This is a genomic window from Pseudomonas sp. AU11447, assembly GCF_001672555.2.
In the GTDB taxonomy this organism is placed as follows: domain Bacteria; phylum Pseudomonadota; class Gammaproteobacteria; order Pseudomonadales; family Pseudomonadaceae; genus Pseudomonas; species Pseudomonas nitroreducens.
In genome coordinates, this window is sequence record NZ_LZDG02000073.1 from 128495 (window position 1) to 148358 (window position 19864).

The following is a 19864-nucleotide window of genomic DNA, read 5'->3' on the forward strand; positions in this document are numbered from 1 at the left end:
TCTAAAGCAGGCGACGGGGGAAATGCACCCGCTGGCGCGCAGCCAGCGGGCTCAGGCGTTCTTCAGGCGGCGCAGGTTGCCGATCACCGATTCCAGGGCGCGGTCGAACAGCAGTGCATCGTCGAGCAGGCGCACGGCGTTGCGACGGAACTCGACCGCCAGGCTCATGCGGGTCTTTTCCAGCACCTTCATGCCGGTGCGGTTGACGAAGATGTAGCGACCGCTCGGGCGGATCACCGCTGCCAGCTTGCAGCGCAGCTTGTGCTCTTCGTCTTCCTGGATTTCCACCCAGCTACCGACACGCAGGTCGTCGACCTTGCGCAGCGACTCGTCGTCATCAGCGAAGGCCTCTTCGGGCTCCACCACGCGGGCAGGTTCCGGCGAAGCGAGGACGATTTCCTCGACCACCGCGACCATGGCCGGCTGCGCAACAGCGGGAGCGGCGGCTGCCGGAGCATCCAGCGGATCGTCCAGCAGCGGCAGGTCGTCTTCCAGGTCAAGCAGCGGAGCTTCCTCGACCTGTTTGTAGCGCTGGAAGGCCTGCACGTGCAGCCCTTCCAGGCGGCTGAAGAATTCGCCCGTGGAGAACGGATCGAAGGCAGCCGAAGCCAGCCCTTCACGCAGCGACTTGAGCAACTGCGGCACCATCTCCAGCAGGCGCAGACGGGAATCCGGGTCTTCGTGGGGCTCCACGCTCCAGATCAGGTCGTCCATGGTCGCCAGCGCACCTTCCCACTCGGAGGAATGGGTGCCGTGCTTCAGGCAGGTGAGCAGCAGGACCTGGCTCCAGGCCTCCTGCAACAGGCGCACCACCACTTCGGGCAGGGTGCGGCCAAGCAGGCGCTCATTGAGTACGCCTTCCACGTCCTGGCGGGCCAGATCGGCGCGGGCGCGGCCTTCCTCGGCATCGCGGGTGCGCTGCTCCAGCAGGTCGCTGCGACGGCGCTCGTCGCCGGTGAAGGCGATGAACTCGTCGAGCAGCTCGGAGAAGATCGCCGGGTCGTCGACGAAATCGTTCAGCAGACGCATCACCACCTGCTCGATCTTCTGGTACAGGTGGTCGCGCTGGCCGTCGGAGTGCTCGGCCCAGCCCAGGGCGGCGGAGGCGATCTCGTTGAGCAGGCGGCGCGCCGGGTGGCTGCCGCGGTTGAAGAAGGTCTTGTCGAGCACCGCGACCTTGAGCATCGGGATCTGCATGCGGCCGATCAGGGCCTTGAGCGAATCCGGCAGGGTGCGGTCGTCGAGGATGAATTCGAAGAGCATGGAGACGAGGTTGATGACGTCCTCGTCCACCTGGCCGACCACACGGGAACGGCCGCTCTTGCTGCTGACGCGGGTCAGCAGGTGGTCTAGGTGCTGGCGCACATCGATCTCATCGATGCTCTGCGCCGGCAGGTGCGACTGCAGGTGGGACAGCAGGCGCATCAGGTCGTTGCTGGAAATCGGTACCGCATCGGCAGGCATCGGGCGCGCCGGGGCTGCGCTGCCGCGCACCTGCGAGAGCAGGTCGCGCAGGGCCGCGAAGGCCGCTTGGCTGTCGGCGTCCATGTACTGGCCAGCGCCTGCTTGCTCGCCCGCCTCGGCGGCACCAGCGGCGGCCGGAGCGGCGCCCTGGCTGCTGGGTACCGTACGTTGCGGCGGACGACGCAGCGGAACGGACTTGAGCTCCGGCAGCACGTTCAGGGCGATCAGCGTCTGGTTGGCTTCCGCGTACAGGTGCTCGGCATCGGCCAGCACGTACTTCTCGAAGAGCTTGAGGATGATCAGCTTGACCTTGATCTCCACACCCAGGCCGCGACAGGCCTCTAGGAAGGCCTCGCAGAGCTGGCGCGGGCCGAGCGGGTTGCTCTTGTCCTCGACCTTCTTGCTGACCAAGGTATTGAATCGGGTGGTGAGGTGAGTGAGGGCGACGCCGTCGCGGCTCATCACCTTGGCGACCATGGCATCCAGGGCGACGGACTCTTCCAGCTCGTCGTTCTGCACCAGGGTGAGATTCTCGTAGGAAACCGTATCCAGCACCGGCGCGCGGCCGATTTCATACTGGTTCAGGTTGGCAAAGCTTTCGAAGACCTTCTGCAGGAAGCCACGCTCGATACCCTTGCGCTTCAGGCGCAGGTCACGCATGGCTTCGAAGTAGGCGCTCTGTTCGGCGTTGTTGGCGGCGCGATCGGCCATCTCGAACAGGGTATCGTCGGCGTTGTCGAACAGAGCCTGCATGGCATGACGCAACTGGACGGCGACCTTGTCGCGGACAGCGACGAGCCCCGCCGGAACGCGTCCAGCGAACGAAGTCTGCGAGGATTCCGTGGCCGGCTTGTTCAGCGGCACTACGTTCGCGTCGTTCTGCATCGCAAGTCTCCTGCCGTCAGACCTGGCTGGCGGCACCAACAGTCATCGAAGCGTCATCCATAACGTCAATTTAGTGGCGTCAAAAAGCGGAAAGGTTCAACGTCATTATAGGGAAGCTTCTTACACAACCAAGAGACATTTCACGCATTCTTGAAGAAATTCACAGAGCAGTAGGCACCGTCCGTCCGACAGATCACGCGATAAGACAAAAAATGGCACTCCCTGCACGTCACGCGCCGCCGCCCGTATAATCGCGACACTGCGAACAGGAGCCTTGCATGCCGAACCTCACCCTCGCCGAGCTTTCCGGGGAAATCCAGGCCAACGTCCGTGCCGCCCTGGCCGAAGACGTCGGTAGCGGCGACATCACCGCCCAACTGATTCCCGCCGAGCGCGCCGCCAGCGCCCGCATCATCACCCGCGAGAACGCCACCCTCGCCGGCACCGCCTGGGTCGACGAGGTATTCCGCCAGGTCGATCCGCGCGTGCAGGTGAAATGGCAGGTCAGCGATGGCGAGCAGGTCAGTGCCGACCAGACCCTGTTCACCCTGGAAGGCCCCGCCCGCGCCCTGCTCACCGGCGAGCGCAGCGCCCTGAACTTCCTCCAGCTGCTCTCCGGCACCGCAACCCGCGCTCACCACTACGCCAACCTGGTGGACGGCACCGGCGTGAAGCTGCTCGATACCCGCAAGACCCTGCCCGGCCTGCGCCTGGCGCAGAAGTACGCGATCACCTGCGGCGGTTGCCATAACCATCGTATCGGCCTGTACGACGCCTTCCTGATCAAGGAAAACCACATTGCCGCCTGTGGCGGTATCGCCCAGGCCATCGCCGCCGCCCAGCGGATCGCCCCGGGCAAGCCGGTGGAAATCGAAGTGGAAGACCTGGACGAGCTGCGCCAGGCCCTGGACGCCGGCGCCGACATCGTCATGCTCGACGAGCTGAGCCTGGACGACATGCGTACCGCCGTCGCCCTCACCGCCGGCCGCGCCAAGCTGGAAGCCTCCGGCGGCATCACCGAGAGCACCCTGCGCACCATCGCCGAGACCGGCGTGGACTACATCTCCATCGGTACCCTGACCAAGGACGTCAAGGCCCTGGACCTGTCGATGCGCCTGAGCTAGTAATCGCCCCGGCAGGCGCGCCTGCCCTCGCCTACGCTTCCAGCCAAGCGCCTGAATTTACCTAGGCGCTTTCCTACAGCTGGCGAAAGGAGGCACTGGCGCAATGGCGGGCAAGATTCTGCTGACCGGGGGCTGCGGCTATATCGGCTCCCATATCTGTCTGGAACTGATCGAACAGGGTTATCGGCCCGTTGTGCTCGACAACCTGAGCAACAGCTCGCCCATCCCGCTACAGCGCATCGAGCAGCTCACCGGACAAAGCATTCCCTTCGTCAGGGGAGACGTCCGCGACGAGGCCACTCTCGACCGGCTGTTCAACGAATACGCCATCGACGCGGCCATCCACCTCGCCGGCGTCAAATCCGTCGCCGAATCGGTGGCCGACCCTATCGCTTACTACCAGATCAACTTCACGGGCACCGTCACCCTGTGCCAGGTCATGCAACGCCACGGCGTGAAGCGCTTCATCTATAGCTCTTCGGCCACGGTGTACGGCCTGGCGGCCGAGAGCCCGATCCGCGAAGACGCACCCACTGGCCCCGCCAGCCCCTACGGCCAATCCAAGCTGATGGCAGAAATCGCCCTGCGCGACATCGCCCATGCCGATCCGCAGTGGACCATGGCCATCCTGCGCTACTTCAATCCGGTGGGTGCCCACGCCAGCGGCCGCATCGGCGAAGATCCCAACGGCATCCCCAACAACCTGATGCCCTACGTCTCCCAGGTCGCCACCGGCAAGCAGCCGTTCATCCGCGTCTTCGGCAACGACTACCCCACCCCGGACGGCACCGGCGTGCGCGACTACCTGCACGTCGTCGACCTGGCCAACGCCCACCTCAGCGCCCTGCGCTGGCTGGACGGCGCCAGCGGCGCAAAGACCTTCAACATCGGCACCGGCCGCGGCTACAGCGTGCTGGAAATCATCCGCGCCTATGAAAAAGCCTGCGGCCGCGAACTGCCCTTCCAGTTCTTCCCCCGCCGCGACGGCGACATCGCCAGCTACCACGCTGACCCGGCATTGGCCGGCGAAGAGTTGCGCTGGATTGCCCAGCGAGACATCGAGGACATGTGCCGCGATGCCTGGAACTGGCAAAGCCAGAACCCTAACGGCTACGCCTGACCTCCCATCTGCCGGAAAACAAAAAGCCCCGCTCGAAAGCGGGGCTTTTTGCTGAAGATGGTGCCGGTAAGAGGAATCGAACCCCCGACCTTCTCATTACGAATGAGCTGCTCTACCGACTGAGCTACACCGGCGGCGGCGCGAAATTAACACTCGCCAGGAAAAATGACAAGGCAACTAAGGCGCCGCAAAATGCGCCACCGAGATGCCAGTTTCACCTTGCTGCAAAGGCCAGATGAACGGGCCACGCTCTTGCCCCAGACAGGAAAACATCGCGCGCGAGCCGCTTGCATCACCGGGCAGGTGCAGATCATTGCGATCATAGTGAGCCGACCTCACCAGTTGTCGCCCATGAACGTTCAGTTCATAGATTGCACTCAATCTATCGATGGAGAACAACTCGCCGCGGGTAACTTTTTCCACCAGACTCCACAATCTCGCCAGCGACGGATCTTCAATACGGTTACTTCCGGCCACGAGCGTTTCTACGTAGCCCTTAGGCAGCGCTCGCTCGTAGTGCCCCACCCGCGCGCCCTCACGAGCAGGCAAACGAGATAGCATCGGATCAGCCAGTGCTAAAGGGTCTATGATTTCAATACTATGCCGGGCGTAGTAACCAAACATGCCGATATTGCATGCCAGGAAAACGGGCGAAGCATTTCGAGCCTGCATCCCCATCTGCGCAGCCAGATTTTTCTCGCGGACCCCCTTCTCGAACAGGTTTGGCAACATCCCTAGATAACGGTAGTAAAAGCCTCGTTCGTCGGCCATTCCATCGCTGGCAATGCGAAAATCATGAAAATCACTTGGTGACAGCAAGGTGGCAGCCAGTCCACCGGGCACCTGTTCGGAAACGACATCATCCTCAGTCAGTACCGGCGCAAAGCCGTGATATGGCCGCAAGCTCACCACCAGCATCACCGCCAGTACGGCGCACCATAACTGGCTGTCTGCGAGCGCACATGCTTGCAGACGATCGATCAGCAACCAGCAGGCCACCAGAACGACCGGACTGAAGAAACGCCCCCCCATGTAGTCGCCGCCAGCGCCCAGGTAATAGACGAACCAGAGCAACATCCCCAGACCGAAGACTCGTGCCGCCAGCTCCCGAGTGCAGAGTGCCCACACTGCTCCCGTAGCAATCAGCACAAGAGTCAAGGTGTCCATCTCCAGCAGCCAGCGAATCCCTCCCATAGCCTGGGCAGCAGCCTGGTGGAATGTCAGACCGGTTCCCAGTTTCGCGAGCGCAGTGTTGGGCACGACGGAACCAAAGTAAAAGAGAGCAAAGCCTGACCAAGCTAGCAGAAGAAAGGCTCCTGCTGCCAGTGACCACGGCAAGCGACGTAACTGGCGGAGATGAATGATGGCTGCTGCGAGCATCGCCGGAAGCACTATGACTATGGCATCCGGACGCGCCAGGTACAGCGTGGAGAAGAGTACGCCGAGAACGAGCAACCGCTCAGAGCGCCCCTCCCAACGCCAGTAGACCCAGAGGAAACCGGCCAAGAGCGCATGCACCAGTGGGTTTTCCAATCCAGAGCTGGAGTAGTCGATGAAAGCTCTCGACCCCAGCAATACCAAGAGCACTGCCAAAGTGGCCATCGGACGGCGCTGCCCGGCCATGAAGAGCAGAATGACCACGAACAGCAACAGCGGATAGGAGAGCCAGAGACTAGCCCAGAACGGGTCTTGAACAGCCAAAGTCATTGGCGTCAGGAGGAAGAGCCAGAGTGGATGCGTGAACACCTGCACCCGCTCCCCGGGATTCCACACAAGCCCTCTGCCCGACAACAGGTTATCCAGCACGCGAAAGGTAATGTAAGCGTCTTCAGTGACCCAAGCCGTTCGCAAGAAAGCAACGCTGAACAGACCCAGCAACAAGCCAATCGTGATCGCACGAGCGAACTTATTCATGTACGAGGTTCAATTTCTGTTCCGAGCTCCAGCGAGCACAGACCGCCATTGGCTTCTTGTCTTCAGAACAGAGTTTGGTCAGGAAGTTTTTCTTGATGGAGTCCGCGTGCGGCCATTGCTCCGGCGTGTAATAACTCTTCGCCTTTTCGTAGTTGACATCCCCGCCTGCCACATCATCCTTTCCGTAGTAAGCCAAGGCTTTGAGCAATTGTGCGGGTGCGTAATCAGGTTGATAGAAGTTCTGAACGTCCACCGCCTCGATCGCCTCGTCGAACTTGCGCTCCCCGATATAGCTCTCGGCCATAGCGCCGTATACAAAACGCAGGTACCAGGACTCGTTAAAACTGCCAAGATCGACCTGTGAATGTCTGTAATCGATGCCCTGCTGCATGAGCATCTCATGCGGCAGCATTTCCCCACCCTCCAATGCCTTTTTCAGTGCTGCAATGGACTCCTCGTACCGCCCACTCCGCTGCAACCATTGCCCCTTGATCGCCAACAGCCGTGGAGGCAACTCTCCGCCATAGAATGCTTCGATTTCCTTAAGGTACTTGCCGGCGTCTTCGAGATTGCCCGTCCGCAACATCGACGACACTACACTGAACTGGGTGATACCCATTTCCGGGTGAGCGTTATAGGCCCAAGTCCAGAGCGCAACATCATCGCGCCAAAGAGGAACGGTCACCAGCAGGTTGAAAATGGAGACCACCGACCAAACAACCGCCAACGCACCGAAATAGACAGTTATGCGTCCACGATCCAGCAGGCCCAGCAGTGCATAGCCGGCCCACAGACTGAGGAAGACCAGCGGAAGAGCCATAAAGCGCTCGTGACCAATATTGCCTCCCACCGTCAGCGGCAGGATATTGGTGACAGGCAGTATCGCAACGCACCAGGCCAACGCCAGGAGCGCCAGGACGCTGCGCCTCCACAATGCCCAAGCGCAGAACCCACAGAAAGCCAGCAGAGCGATCAAGCCGACAAGCTTTCGCGGCAGAGTCATTCCAACCGGATCGAAGGGATGCATGGTCCCAAGATCCATGAAGGGCAGGAAGCAGACCCGCAGGTAGAACAGGATGGTCTGGCCGACAAATGCTGCCCGCTCAGTAATGGAGAGCGCGATCATTCGCGGATCGGTATTGGCCATGCTCGTCAGGAAATGGTGACGTAGCCACAGGTACACCAGACCGGCCAGAAATACGCTGACGGCCACCCAGATGTCGCGCCGGCGCGAAAGGCGCGCAACAATGGAAGCTAGAGATCGCTCACGCAGTGCCAGCACGGCAATAACACCCAGCAAGGGCGGATAGACAACTGCCATTTCCTTGGAAGCCGCCGCGCAGAAGAACGCCAGGCTACAACCCAGGACTCGGAGAATGGCTCGCTCGGTTCCGACATAGCAGAGCAGACCGAACAGCACGAAAAAGGTGACCATGAGATCGAAACGACCGGCCACCCAACTAACCGACTCGATCATGGCTGGATGAATGCCGTACAGCAGCATGGTCAGCGCGGGAAGATGACGCCGCTCAGGAAACAGTCGCCAGGCAAGCAGCCCTACCATGGCAATGTTCGCCAGGAACAACGCCAGATTAACAAGGTGCGAGAACGTCGCGCTCATGCCCCAATATTTGAATTCCAGCAGGAAGCTGAGGAGAACCGCGGGCCGGAAGTAGGATGTGCCAGGAAGAATCGGCCGTGTAATGGCCGCGATGGTATCAGCCCCACCTCTGAGCGCGGGGCTATCGATGAACAGCGCCAAGTCATCCCATGCGTATTCGAAATGAGCGACTTGGGAATAGATCGCAATGACAGCGATCAGCACCAGAATGACAGGCAATATCCGCTTCAAACGCTTCCCCCGACACACAAAGAAAAAAGGCCCTCATATAGAGGGCCTTTCTGGAACAATTATCAGCCGCGGCAGTTGGCCGGACGATACTTGTCATCCAGGGTGGAACCATCAGCGGATTTGCAGCCCCAGTTGATCGAAGTAGTCGGAACGGTGCCTGCGTTCAGAGCAGTACCGGCCGCGGTCGGCTTCAGGACAATCTTGCCGTTGCCAGCAGCGCTAGTGTAGGTAATGGTGATTGCGCCGGTAGTGGCATCCACATCGACTGCGCTCACGTTGGCAGTGGTGGTCGGTGCGGACCAACCCAGACTCAGTGGGGAGGAACCAGCGGCGGCGTTCTCAGCTACGGTGGTCTTGGCGGCAGAAGCCAGCGACAGACCTTCAGTTACGCGAGCACGTACGGTGTAGTCCTGATATGCCGGAATGGCGATAGCAGCCAGAATGCCGATGATCGCAACCACGATCATCAGTTCGATCAGAGTAAAGCCTTTTTGAGCTTTCATAGTTCTCTCCAGGTTTAGACGAGGCCATAAGACCTAGGGAGAGCAAAGCAGCTTCCGTGCCAATTTTCCCACACCCAAAACCAGCTCATTCGCAAGAAATAAGCCCACCTATCGGGCAAATTTTACGCAGGAAGTGACAATTTTCGGCAGCAAATTTCCGTCAGTTTGGCTCCTCGCGGCATCTGCGCTATAAGGCATGCAATCCACCGCTTGGCATTTACCCATGAACGATCAAGTCGTACTGTCCGGACTCGCCCGTCAACTGGTGCAATCCGAGCTGCTCGATGAAAAAAGTGCGCAACAGGCTCAACAGCAAGCGCAACGTAACAAGCTATCGCTCGTGACCTATCTTGTGCAAAACAAGCTCGTGAAAAGCCGACCACTGACCGAGCTGGCAGCCGATCAATTCGGCGTGGCGTTCTGCGACCTGAGCAGCATTGATCGTGAGAGCATCCCCAAGGAAGTCATCAGCGAGAAACTGGTTCGGCAACACAGGGTGATTCCACTGTGGAGACGGGGTAACAAGCTCTTTGTAGGCCTCTCCGACCCGACCAACCACCAAGCGATCACGGACGTTCAGTTCAGTACGGGCCTGACTACCGAGGCAATTCTGGTAGAGGACGACAAACTGGGTGACGCCATCGAAAAACTTTTCGAGAGCGCCACGGGGGGGCTGGACGATCTAGGTGACGTCGATCTGGACGGCTTAGACATTGAGCATGGTGGCGCCGAGCAGAAAGAGGAAGCCATCGGGGGCGATGCAGACGACGCTCCAGTGGTTCGCTTCGTCAACAAGATGCTGCTGGACGCAATCAAGGGTGGCTCGTCCGACCTACACTTCGAGCCCTACGAGAAAATCTATCGCGTGCGCTTTCGAACTGACGGAATGTTGCACGAAACCGCCAAGCCACCGATCCAACTGGCCAGCCGCATCTCCGCCCGCCTGAAAGTGATGGCGGGACTGGATATTTCCGAACGCCGCAAACCACAGGACGGCCGCATAAAGATGCGGGTATCCAAAACCAAGTCCATCGATTTCCGCGTCAACACGCTGCCAACGCTGTGGGGCGAGAAGATCGTTATGCGCATCCTCGACTCCTCTAGTGCGCAGATGGGTATCGATGCACTCGGATATGAGGAAGCACAGAAGCAGCTCTATCTGGACGCCCTAAAGCAGCCGCAAGGCATGATTCTGGTCACCGGCCCAACAGGCTCCGGCAAGACAGTGTCGCTTTACACGGGCCTGAATATCCTCAATACCCCGGACATCAATATTTCTACCGCCGAAGACCCGGTGGAGATCAACCTCGAGGGCATCAACCAGGTCAATGTCAATCCACGTCAGGGTATGGACTTCGCCCAGGCACTGCGGGCCTTCCTGCGCCAGGACCCAGACGTCATCATGGTCGGCGAGATTCGTGACCTGGAGACCGCCGAGATTGCGATCAAGGCTGCACAAACCGGCCACATGGTAATGTCCACTCTGCATACCAACAGTGCTGCAGAAACGCTGACCCGACTGCTCAACATGGGCGTCGCCTCATTCAACCTCGCCACCTCCACCAACCTGATCATCGCCCAGCGCCTAGCTCGCAAGCTCTGCCCGCACTGCAAGAAAGAACACGACGTTCCGCGCGAAGCCCAGCTGCACGAAGGCTTTCCGGAAGACAAGATCGGATCGTTCAAGCTGTATTCCCCTGTGGGGTGTGAAAATTGCAAGAACGGCTACAAAGGACGTGTGGGTATTTATGAAGTGGTTAAAATCACGCCAGCCCTGCAGCGCATTATCATGGAAGAAGGCAATTCCATTCAGATCGCGGATCAAGCCCGCAAAGAAGGCTTCCACGATCTGCGCACCTCGGGCCTGCTGAAAGCCATGCAGGGAGTCACCAGTCTCGAGGAAGTCAACCGCGTGACCAAGGATTAATCCATGGCGGAAAAAGTGTTGAGGACCAGTACTTTCAGTTGGGAAGGTACTGATCGAAAGGGCGGAAAGGTCAAAGGGGAGCTTTCTGGGACCAATACTGCGCTGGTTAAGGCTCAGTTGCGCAAACAAGGCATCAATCCGACCAAGGTGCGCAAAAAGGGCCTCTCCCTGCTGAGCGCGGGCAAGAAGATCAAGCCCATGGACATCGCCCTGTTCACCCGTCAGATGGCGACCATGATGGGTTCAGGCGTACCACTGCTGCAGTCTTTCGACATCATTGGGGAGGGTTTCGACAACCCGAACATGCGCAAGCTCGTCGATGAGATAAAGCAAGAGGTTGCCTCGGGCAACAGCCTTGCCAACTCTCTGCGCAAGAAACCGCAGCACTTTGACGACCTGTATTGCAACCTCGTCGATGCAGGCGAGCAGTCGGGAGCCCTCGAATCCCTGCTGGATCGAGTTGCAACGTACAAGGAAAAGACTGAGTCGCTCAAAGCCAAAATTCGGAAGGCGATGACCTACCCGATTGCGGTTGTAATCGTCGCTCTAATCGTCTCGGCCATTTTGCTGATCAAGGTTGTGCCACAGTTTCAGTCCGTATTCTCCAGCTTCGGTGCAGAACTTCCCGCATTTACGCAGATGGTCATCGGCATTTCAGAAGTGATGCAGAAATGGTGGTTCGTCATTCTGATAGCTATGTTCGTGATCGCATTTGCCCTGAGGGAAGCGCATCGACGCTCGGAAAAATTCAGAGACGCAGTAGATCGCGGCGTCCTCAAGCTGCCGATTGTCGGCGACATTCTCTACAAGTCAGCAGTCGCGCGCTATGCGCGAACTTTGGCGACGACCTTCGCCGCAGGTGTTCCGTTGGTCGAAGCGCTGGACTCAGTATCCGGTGCCACTGGTAACGTGGTATTCCGCACCGCCGTGAACAAGATCAAGCAAGACGTTTCCTCCGGCACCCAGCTGAATTTCTCCATGCGCACCACCGGGGTCTTCCCGAGCATGGCCATTCAGATGGCCGCAATCGGTGAGGAGTCCGGCTCCCTCGACGCCATGCTCGACAAGGTGGCCAGCTACTACGAGGAAGAAGTCGACAACGCCGTCGACAACCTGACCACCCTGATGGAACCCATGATCATGGCGGTACTGGGGGTGCTTGTGGGCGGTCTGATCATCGCCATGTACCTGCCGATCTTCCAACTGGGCAACGTCGTATAACCCATGTCCGTTCTTGACTTCCTGGCCAGCACCCCGCTGGCCTTTGTTTTATGCGCCACCCTCCTTGGCCTGCTGGTCGGCAGCTTCCTCAACGTGATGATCCATCGTCTGCCTCGGATGATGGAGCTGGACTGGCAGCAGCAGGCGCGGGAGACCCTGGGCCTGCCGGAGGACGAGAAGCGTCCGACCTACAACCTGGTCCTGCCCAACTCCCAGTGCCCGCACTGCTCCCACGAGATCAAGCCCTGGGAGAACATTCCGGTGGTGAGCTGGCTGGTTCTGGGTGGCAAGTGTTCGTCGTGCAAGGCGCCGATCAGCAAGCGTTATCCGCTGATCGAGCTGGCCTGCGGCGCGCTGTCGGCCTTCATCGCCTGGCATTACGGCTTCGGCTGGCAGGCCGGGGCGATGCTGTTGCTGACCTGGGGTTTGTTGGCGATGAGCATGATCGACGTCGATCATCAGTTGCTACCGGACGCCCTGGTGCTGCCGCTACTCTGGCTGGGGCTGATCGTCAACCACTTCGGGATCTTCACCAACCTGGGCGATGCGCTCTGGGGCGCGGTGTTCGGCTACCTGAGCCTGTGGTCAGTGTACTGGCTGTTCAAGCTGGTCACCGGCAAGGAGGGCATGGGCTACGGCGACTTCAAGCTGCTGGCCATGCTCGGCGCCTGGGGTGGCTGGCAGGTGCTGCCGCTGACCATCCTGTTGTCATCGCTGGTAGGCGCCGTACTGGGCGTGATCATGCTGCGCCTGCGCAATGCCGAGACCAGTACGCCGATCCCCTTCGGCCCCTATCTGGCCATCGCCGGCTGGATTGCGCTGCTCTGGGGTGATCAAATAACCGCGACCTATCTGCAGTTCGCCGGTTTCCGCTAGCCTTCTCCGGCGCCGACTTCCCTCGGCGCCTGTGACGGCCACCGGGCCGGCAGAAAGGAGAACGATGAAACCCTGGATTCTGGGCCTCACTGGCGGCATCGGCAGTGGCAAGAGCGCCGCCGCCGAGCATTTTGCTTCGCTGGGCATACACATGGTCGACGCCGACCACGCCGCGCGCTGGGTGGTGGAACCCGGCCGACCGGCCCTGGCGCAGATCGTCGAGCGCTTTGGCGAAGCCGTGCTGCTGCCGGACGGCCAGCTCAACCGTGCCGCCCTGCGCGAGCGCATCTTCAAGGCGGAGGATGAGCGACGCTGGCTGGAGCAATTGCTGCACCCGCTGATCGGCCAGGAGATCGCCAGCAACCTGGCGCAGGCGCAATCGCCCTACGCCATCCTGGTATCGCCGCTGCTGGTGGAGTCCGGGCAGCACCGTATGACCCAGCGCGTGCTGGTGGTGGATACCCCCGAGCACCTGCAACTGGAGCGCACCATGCGCCGGGACAAGGTGTCCGAAGAACAGGTCCGTTCGATTCTCAAGGCCCAGGCCTTGCGCGACGACCGACTCAAGCACGCGGATGACGTGCTGCTCAACGATGGCGACCTCGGCCACTTGCACCAGCAGGTCGAGCGTCTGCATCAGTTCTATCTAGGCCTGCGTGGAGGACAACCATGAGCCAACCCCTGACCGTGGAATGCCCCACCTGTGGCGCCCCTGTTGAATGGAGCGCCAAGAATGAATTCCGCCCCTTCTGCTCGCACCGCTGCAAGTTGATCGACCTTGGCGCCTGGGCGGCGGAAGAACACGCTATTCCCGGCGATAACCAGGAAGACGAGCTGTTCTCCGGCGATCTGGAAAAACCGCCGCGCGGGCATTGATCCGTGAAAAAGCCGCCTCTCGAGGCGGCTTTTTTGTGCGCCACTCCAGGCCACAGGACTCTTTGTAGGAGCGAGCTTGCTCGCGGACCGCCTAATCACGAAGACTGCCTAAAAAACGTTCGCGAGCAAGCTCGCTCCTACAGAAAAGCTAAGTCCCGCGGCTGCGGGGTTTTCAATCAGGGGCGCATGAAGGCGTAGTCCCGCTCCTCATCCAGGTTGTCGGCGAGGAAATGCAGTTCATGCCCCAGGTCTTCCTGTGTGCGGACCTGCGCGTTGGCCTGCACCACCGCGCTCAGCAGTGCACGAACGACCAGTTGCGGGTCCTGGCCGGCCGCTTCGGCCTCGACCAGCAGTTCGTGGAGGCGTTGCTCGGCCCAGCTGTGAATGCTCATCGGCAATCTCCTTGCGAAGGGGGGCCAAGCTTCCCCGATCGTAGGAGGTTTCCGAACTGACCTGGATCAAGCCACAGGGGGCATGGGCCTCGCAGATGGCCGAACATCAGCGCGGCTCATCGTCGTCCTTCCAGGGCGCCTGCAGGTAGCGCGTACGATTGAAGGTCTCCAGCCAGTCCGGGTAGAAGACCACCAGCCCGGTGACGATGGTGCCGTTGATGAAAGCCTCGGGGAACATGATCAGCCACAGGTAACCGATGAAATCCTCGATCCACGGCGGCATCGGGAACAGCCCGTCCATCCACAGTAGACCGAGCCCCAGCAGCAGGCTGCAGAGGGCTGCCAGCGCCGCGGGGAAGAACCCCGAGCAGAAGATATAGACGAACAGGTTGCGGGGTTGCCGATGCTCGACGAGGATCGCCGCCACCTCGGTGATCAGCACCGGAATCAGGATCAGCAGGATGCCGTTGACACCGATGGCGGCCCAATCCTGGCGGTCGATCAGGCACAGGCCGATTTGCGCGACCAGCCCGACGATAATCGCCAGCGGCCAGTCCAGCAGCAGGGTTACGGCGGTCATGCCGATGAAATGGAAGGACACCCCGGAAGCAAAATCCCGCCGTACCAGCCAGAGCAGGAATAGCCCGAGCATGGTGCCGAACACCAGGTGCTGGCGGCGAAAATCGCTGACTAGTTCCAGCCACGGCGCGCGCCAGATGGCCCAGGCGACAATGGGCAGGTAGATCGCCCAGCCAAGCTCAAGGGTTTCTTCGGACAGCAACTGTGCGGCGATCACGGCGCGCCCCGCTCCAACGCCTGGCGCAGGGCATCCGACGAGTCGAAGCTATGGCTGGCGACGACCTTGCCCTGTTCCAGCTGCAACCAGGTCACCGCATCCGCCGTGGCGGGGAAGCGACTGGCCACGCGCGGTTCGCGGTCGAGCAGCACGCGATAGGGGTAGTCACGCATGGCGGGGATGGCAAACATATTCGAGATCGGTGCCGGCATGCGGCTGATGTCAGCGACGAAAGCGGCGCTGCGCGACTCCAGGTATCCCTGCGGACGATCCGCCAGGGCGGCTTTTACCAGCTTCGAACCGGCCATGTCGTGGGCGACCAGCAGCACCTTGAGATCGGCGTTCGCCGTGTAGGGTTTGTCAAACTGGTCCAGCAGCGTCCAACCGATGGCTGGCGACTCCTGCGCCACCGCAAAGCTCGCCACTACCATCAACACAAACCCACTCAGCAGTCGTTTCACGCTTGACCCTCGACCCGAACATCAAAGATTGGCAACAGTCTACACGCCCCCCCGCCACCCGCCCGCGCTTCGCAGCAACTATGCTTGGGGCATGAACGAGTCCGACTATCTGCGCCTGCTGACGCGCCAGGCGGAACAAGCCAACGACTTCCTCTCCAATGCCCGCAAGTGGGAACGGGAGTGCTGGGCGTGCCAGCGACTGCTGCAGGCGCTCAAGGTGCCGTATCGCCAGGAAGACTTCATTGCGCCAACCCAGCAGCCGCCGGACGTATTGTTCCGCGATGCAACCTTCGAGGTGTTCTTCGTGCTCGACCAGGGCCGCCGACTCAATGAGGAGTGGAAGGAAGAACTGCTGCGCCGGCGCATGGCCCAGAGCATCAACCAGCTGATTCGTCGCGAGCAGCGCCCGCGGCGGATTCCCTGCGCGGAGCTGCAGGCGCGCCTGGCGCCTACTTTGCGCAAGAAGGCACACAACTACACCGAACGCGGCATCGACCCGCGCGAACTGGACCTGCTCGCCTTCGTCAGCCTCAAGCGCGAGACGCCGGACTTCAACACGCCCTTTCCGCCGCCGACCGAGTACCTGCGCCAGGGTTGGCGCTCGCTGTCGGTGGTCGGGCCGACTTTTGCCCGCGTGCTGTTCGCCCACAGTGACGCGCCGGATTTCCTGCGCGGCAGCCTGGGCCGAAGCATCCTTTTCGACATGGGCGTCGGCCTGTAAATAGGCGCTCATGCAATGCTGCATTGATCGGCGGCGCATTGAGAGGCCGCCCAAGCCCTACTAGAATGCTCGACATTATAAACGGAGGCCGCCCATGCCCAGTCGCCTGAGCCCCGAAGACCAGCAGAAGGTCGATCACTATCTCAGCTCCCCCGTGCACCAGGTCGAACGCGCGCCGTTCAAACCCTGGCTGATGATGGGAGGCTTGCTCGCGGTAGTCATCACCCTGGGTTTGCTGAGCCGCCTCCTGGCCTACCTTGCGTGAGCGCCGTGCCGCCACGGGCCGATACAGGATTCCTTAAGCTATGAGAATGCAACATGTCCCATCGTATCGTGATCGTCGGCGGCGGCGCCGGCGGGCTGGAGCTCGCGACCCGTCTCGGCCGCACCCTGGGTAAAAAGGGCAAGGCGCGCATTACGCTCGTCGACGCCAACCTCACCCACATCTGGAAACCCCTGCTGCACGAAGTCGCCGCCGGCTCGCTCAACTCCTCGGAGGATGAGCTGAACTATGTCGCCCAGGCGAAATGGAACCACTTCGAATTCCAGCTCGGCCGCCTCGATGGGCTGGACCGCGCAAGCAAGCGCATTCAGCTCGCCGCCACGCTCGATGAGCAGGGCGAGGAGCTGGTGCCGGCTCGCAGCCTGGAGTACGACACGCTGGTCCTGTCCATCGGCAGCACCACCAATGACTTCGGCACCGCAGGCGCCGCGGACCACTGCATCTTCCTCGACACCCGCGAGCAGGCCGAGCGCTTCCACAAGCAGTTGCTCACTCATTACCTGCGCGCCCACGCCGGGCAGGACAAGGACGATCAGATCAGCGTCGCCATCGTTGGCGCCGGTGCCACTGGGGTCGAGCTTTCGGCCGAGCTGCACCACGCCGCGCAGGAGCTGGCGGCCTACGGGCTGACCGGCATCCAGCCACAAAACATGCGCATCACCCTGATAGAGGCCGGCCCACGTGTGCTGCCGGCACTGCCCGAACGCATCAGCCAGCCGGTGCACCAGACGCTGGAGAAACTCGGCGTGCGTGTGGCCACCGGTTCGGCGGTGCAGGAAGTGACGGCTGACGGCCTGCGCACGGCAGCAGGCGAGTTCATTCCGGCGAGCTTGAAAGTCTGGGCAGCGGGCATCCGCGCGCCGAGCCTGCTGAAGGAAATCGACGGCCTGGAGACCAACCGCATCAACCAACTGGTGGTGCGCTCCACTCTGCAGACCACCCGCGACGACAACATCTTCGCCTTCGGTGACTGCGCCGCCTGCCCGATGGGCGATGGCAGCGATCGCACCGTGCCGCCGCGCGCCCAGGCCGCTCACCAACAGGCTTCGCTGCTGGCCAAGGCGCTGGTCGCGAAGCTCGATGGCAAGCCGCTGCCGGAGTACCGCTACACCGACTACGGCTCGCTGATCTCGCTGTCGCGCTTCAGCGCGGTGGGCAACCTGATGGGTAACCTGATGGGCAGCGTGAAGCTCGAAGGCTGGTTGGCGCGGATGTTCTACGTGTCGCTGTACCGCATGCACCAGATGGCGCTCTACGGGCCGTTCCGCACGGCGTTGTTGATGATCGCGGACCGGATCGGGCGCAGCACGGAGCCGCGGTTGAAGCTGCATTGATCCTGGGATGAAAGACGAAGGGCGGATACTGCGAGGTATCCGCCCTTTTTTGTACGGGGAGCCTCTGCAGGAGCGAGACTGCTCGAACGCTCTTCCCGGCAGTTCCTAAGCTGGGGCGGTTCGCGAGCAAGCTCGCTCCTACAAAAAGCTTCATTGCCGAGGAATGCCTGGCACAAAAAAGCCGCCCCGAGGGGCGGCTTTTTCGTTACAGCAGAGCGGCCTTACAGCGCCGCCAGCATCGACTGGGCCGGGATGGCCTGGAAGTCGATGGACATCATCAGGCTCAGCACGCTGATCGCGATGATGGAGAAGGCGAACAACTGGCGGGCCCAGCGGCGATCGTCTTCGGCACTGAAGCCTTTCACCGCGATGAACAGCCACCAGGCACTGACGGCCAGCGCCACCACCAGGTAACCGTAGCCAGCGAAGCCGGTGACGGTCAGCAGCAGGGTCGCAAGACCAAAGGCCAGCACGTAGTAGAGGATCTGCTTCTTGGTCGCTTCGATGCCCCGCTCTACCGGCAGCACGGGAATCCCGGCGGCGCGATAGTCGTTGAGGCGGAAGATCGCGATGGCGTAGCTGTGCGGCATCTGCCAGAGGCAGAAGATCAGCAGAAGCACCGCAGCGCCCATGTCGAAGTGACCGCTGGCAGCGCAGTAGCCCACCACTGGTGGCATGGCTCCGGAGAGACTGCCGACCAGTGTGCCGTAGACCGAGGCACGCTTGAGCCAGAGGCTGTAGAGCACGACGTAGACGAAGAAGCCGAACGCAGCGAGCAGGGTCGCCTGCACGTTGGTCTTCCACGCCAGCAGGCCGAAGCCCGCCGCGCCGAGAACCACGCCGTGGGCCAGGGCGGCCGTCAGCGAGATCTGCCCGGTCACGGTGACGCGGCTGCGGGTACGCTCCATGAAGCGATCGATGTCGCGGTCGATGCAGTTGTTGAACACACAACCGCTGGCAACGACCAGGGACAGGCCGATCACGGTGGCCAGCAGCAGCATCGGGTCAACGCTGCCGCGAGCGGCGAGGAAGTATCCCCCCGCCACCGCGATCAGGTTTCCGAAGATGATGCCCGGCTTGGCGACCAGGAGATAACGCTTGAGTTTCACGGCATCGGCCCTCAGGGCATCGGCATCATCAGGGTGTCTGCGGTGTAGATGATCCACAGCGACAGACCAACCACCAGCAGGATGATGATGGCGGTGAAGATGAATGCCATGACGTTCCAGCGGCCTTCCGAGGAGAAGTTCATGTGCAGGAAGCAGATCAGGTGCACGACGACCTGGACCAGGCCCAGGATCACCATGGTCAGCAGGGTGGCGTGACGCGAGAAGCCACCGTCGATGACCATGTAGAACGGGATAGCGGTCAGGATCACCGAGAGCACGAAGCCGATGGCGTACGAACCCAGGCTGCCGTGGCCGGCACCATGGGAGTCGTGGCCGTGGGCGCCGTGGGAGTCGTGATGATGTGCAGCAGCGGACATTACAGAGCCCCCATCAGGTAGACGACGGTGAAGACGCAGATCCAGACGATGTCCAGGAAGTGCCAGAACAGGCTCAGGCACATCATGCGGGTGTTGTTCTGCGCGGTCAGGCCACGAGTACCAATCTGCGCCATCAGCACCAGCATCCACAGCAGGCCTGCGGATACGTGCAGGCCGTGCATGCCGACCAGGGTGAAGAAGGACGACAAGAAGGCGCTGCGGCTCGGGCCGAAGCCTTCGACGATCAGGTGATGGAACTCGTTGAGTTCCATGCCGATGAACGCGGCGCCGCACAGGAAGGTCACGCCCAGCCAGGCGATGGCCTTGCCCTTGGCACCCTTGTGCGCGGCCAGCATGGCCAGCCCGTAGGTGCAGGAGGAGATCAGCAGGATCGCGGTTTCGACGGCCACGTAGGGCAGTTCGAAGATGTCCTTGCCGCTCGGGCCGCCGGCCGTGTGGTTGACCAGCACGGCGTAGGTGGCGAAGACGCTCGCGAACAGGATGCAGTCGGTCATCAGGTACAGCCAGAAGCCGAATACCGTCATACCGCCGCTGTCGTGGGCGTGGTCATGGTCGTGCGCCGCTTCGTGCGTATCGACCAGGTGTTGATTCAGTACTGCCGTCGACAT

The 19864-nt window shown here is 61.2% G+C and carries 20 protein-coding genes and 1 tRNA gene; 10 read left to right on the forward strand and 11 right to left on the reverse strand.

Annotation, left to right across the window (positions count from 1 at the left end; all coding sequences use genetic code 11):
- Positions 1-51: 51 nt before the first annotated feature.
- Entirely contained in the window at positions 52-2349 is a 2298-nt protein-coding gene (locus A6723_RS25680) for a DUF1631 domain-containing protein (protein ID WP_054910376.1), read from the reverse strand.
- 278 nt (positions 2350-2627) lie between these two features.
- Between A6723_RS25680 and nadC the strand changes: the two genes are divergently transcribed.
- On the forward strand, positions 2628-3473 hold the full coding sequence (gene nadC / locus A6723_RS25685) for a carboxylating nicotinate-nucleotide diphosphorylase (protein WP_054910375.1): 846 nt from the start codon (positions 2628-2630) through the stop codon (positions 3471-3473).
- A 103-nt stretch (positions 3474-3576) separates the two neighbouring features.
- Positions 3577-4593 carry a UDP-glucose 4-epimerase GalE gene (gene galE / locus A6723_RS25690; protein ID WP_054910374.1) on the forward strand — a complete coding sequence of 339 codons (1017 nt, stop codon included), beginning with the start codon at positions 3577-3579 and terminating at the stop codon, positions 4591-4593.
- Between the two features lie 58 nt (positions 4594-4651).
- Here the strand turns inward: galE and A6723_RS25695 are convergent.
- The 4 genes from A6723_RS25695 to A6723_RS25710 all read right to left on the reverse strand — a co-directional run bounded on the left by A6723_RS25695 (position 4652) and on the right by A6723_RS25710 (position 8862).
- Positions 4652-4727 (reverse strand) — tRNA-Thr (locus A6723_RS25695).
- A 43-nt stretch (positions 4728-4770) separates the two neighbouring features.
- The gene (locus tag A6723_RS25700; protein WP_054910373.1) at positions 4771-6507 is read right to left on the reverse strand and encodes a hypothetical protein; all 1737 of its coding nucleotides are present in this window, start codon (positions 6505-6507) and stop codon (positions 4771-4773) included.
- A complete protein-coding gene (locus tag A6723_RS25705; protein ID WP_054910372.1) occupies positions 6500-8359 on the reverse strand; it encodes a hypothetical protein in 1860 nt (619 codons plus the stop codon). The genes A6723_RS25700 and A6723_RS25705 overlap by 8 nt, the downstream gene beginning before the upstream one ends.
- 62 nt (positions 8360-8421) lie before the next feature.
- Positions 8422-8862, reverse strand: coding sequence for a pilin (locus A6723_RS25710; protein WP_054910371.1), 441 nt, complete (start codon positions 8860-8862; stop codon positions 8422-8424).
- Between the two features lie 223 nt (positions 8863-9085).
- Between A6723_RS25710 and pilB the strand changes: the two genes are divergently transcribed.
- The 5 genes from pilB to yacG all read left to right on the forward strand — a co-directional run bounded on the left by pilB (position 9086) and on the right by yacG (position 13762).
- The gene (pilB, locus tag A6723_RS25715; protein WP_054910370.1) at positions 9086-10789 is read left to right on the forward strand and encodes a type IV-A pilus assembly ATPase PilB; all 1704 of its coding nucleotides are present in this window, start codon (positions 9086-9088) and stop codon (positions 10787-10789) included.
- Positions 10790-10792: 3 nt separating this feature from the next.
- The gene (locus A6723_RS25720) at positions 10793-12010 is read left to right on the forward strand and encodes a type II secretion system F family protein (protein ID WP_054910369.1); all 1218 of its coding nucleotides are present in this window, start codon (positions 10793-10795) and stop codon (positions 12008-12010) included.
- Between the two features lie 3 nt (positions 12011-12013).
- Positions 12014-12886 carry an A24 family peptidase gene (locus tag A6723_RS25725; RefSeq protein WP_054910368.1) on the forward strand — a complete coding sequence of 291 codons (873 nt, stop codon included), beginning with the start codon at positions 12014-12016 and terminating at the stop codon, positions 12884-12886.
- A 64-nt stretch (positions 12887-12950) separates the two neighbouring features.
- Positions 12951-13559, forward strand: coding sequence for a dephospho-CoA kinase (gene coaE / locus A6723_RS25730; RefSeq protein WP_054910367.1), 609 nt, complete (start codon positions 12951-12953; stop codon positions 13557-13559).
- Positions 13556-13762: a DNA gyrase inhibitor YacG gene (gene yacG / locus A6723_RS25735; RefSeq protein ID WP_024765636.1), complete on the forward strand. Its 207-nt coding sequence runs from the start codon at positions 13556-13558 to the stop codon at positions 13760-13762. The genes coaE and yacG overlap by 4 nt, the downstream gene beginning before the upstream one ends.
- A 176-nt stretch (positions 13763-13938) precedes the next feature.
- Here yacG and A6723_RS25740 read toward each other — a convergent pair whose 3' ends face one another.
- The 3 genes from A6723_RS25740 to A6723_RS25750 all read right to left on the reverse strand — a co-directional run bounded on the left by A6723_RS25740 (position 13939) and on the right by A6723_RS25750 (position 15381).
- Positions 13939-14154 carry a hypothetical protein gene (locus tag A6723_RS25740; RefSeq protein ID WP_054910366.1) on the reverse strand — a complete coding sequence of 72 codons (216 nt, stop codon included), beginning with the start codon at positions 14152-14154 and terminating at the stop codon, positions 13939-13941.
- 106 nt (positions 14155-14260) lie between these two features.
- Complete coding sequence (locus tag A6723_RS25745) at positions 14261-14950, reverse strand: energy-coupling factor ABC transporter permease (protein ID WP_054910365.1); 690 nt, start codon at positions 14948-14950, stop codon at positions 14261-14263.
- Entirely contained in the window at positions 14947-15381 is a 435-nt protein-coding gene (locus tag A6723_RS25750; protein ID WP_054910364.1) for a hypothetical protein, read from the reverse strand. Before A6723_RS25750 ends, A6723_RS25745 begins: the two co-directional genes overlap by 4 nt.
- A gap of 121 nt (positions 15382-15502) precedes the next feature.
- Here A6723_RS25750 and A6723_RS25755 point away from each other — a divergent pair, with 121 nt between their 5' ends.
- The 3 genes from A6723_RS25755 to A6723_RS25765 all read left to right on the forward strand — a co-directional run bounded on the left by A6723_RS25755 (position 15503) and on the right by A6723_RS25765 (position 17749).
- A complete protein-coding gene (locus A6723_RS25755; protein WP_054910363.1) occupies positions 15503-16132 on the forward strand; it encodes a DUF1780 domain-containing protein in 630 nt (209 codons plus the stop codon).
- 94 nt (positions 16133-16226) lie between these two features.
- A complete protein-coding gene (locus A6723_RS25760) occupies positions 16227-16397 on the forward strand; it encodes a DUF3094 domain-containing protein (protein WP_054910362.1) in 171 nt (56 codons plus the stop codon).
- A gap of 53 nt (positions 16398-16450) precedes the next feature.
- Positions 16451-17749 carry an NAD(P)/FAD-dependent oxidoreductase gene (locus tag A6723_RS25765; RefSeq protein WP_054910361.1) on the forward strand — a complete coding sequence of 433 codons (1299 nt, stop codon included), beginning with the start codon at positions 16451-16453 and terminating at the stop codon, positions 17747-17749.
- 221 nt (positions 17750-17970) lie between these two features.
- Here the strand turns inward: A6723_RS25765 and cyoE are convergent, their stop codons facing one another.
- From cyoE to cyoC, 3 genes are read right to left on the reverse strand one after another with little or no spacing between them, the layout of a single operon-like run.
- Positions 17971-18858, reverse strand: a complete 888-nt coding sequence (gene cyoE, locus A6723_RS25770; RefSeq protein WP_054910360.1) for a heme o synthase — start codon at positions 18856-18858, stop codon at positions 17971-17973.
- 11 nt (positions 18859-18869) lie between these two features.
- The gene (gene cyoD, locus A6723_RS25775) at positions 18870-19235 is read right to left on the reverse strand and encodes a cytochrome o ubiquinol oxidase subunit IV (RefSeq protein WP_024765643.1); all 366 of its coding nucleotides are present in this window, start codon (positions 19233-19235) and stop codon (positions 18870-18872) included.
- Complete coding sequence (gene cyoC, locus A6723_RS25780; RefSeq protein ID WP_015475724.1) at positions 19235-19864, reverse strand: cytochrome o ubiquinol oxidase subunit III; 630 nt, start codon at positions 19862-19864, stop codon at positions 19235-19237. The genes cyoD and cyoC overlap by 1 nt, the downstream gene beginning before the upstream one ends.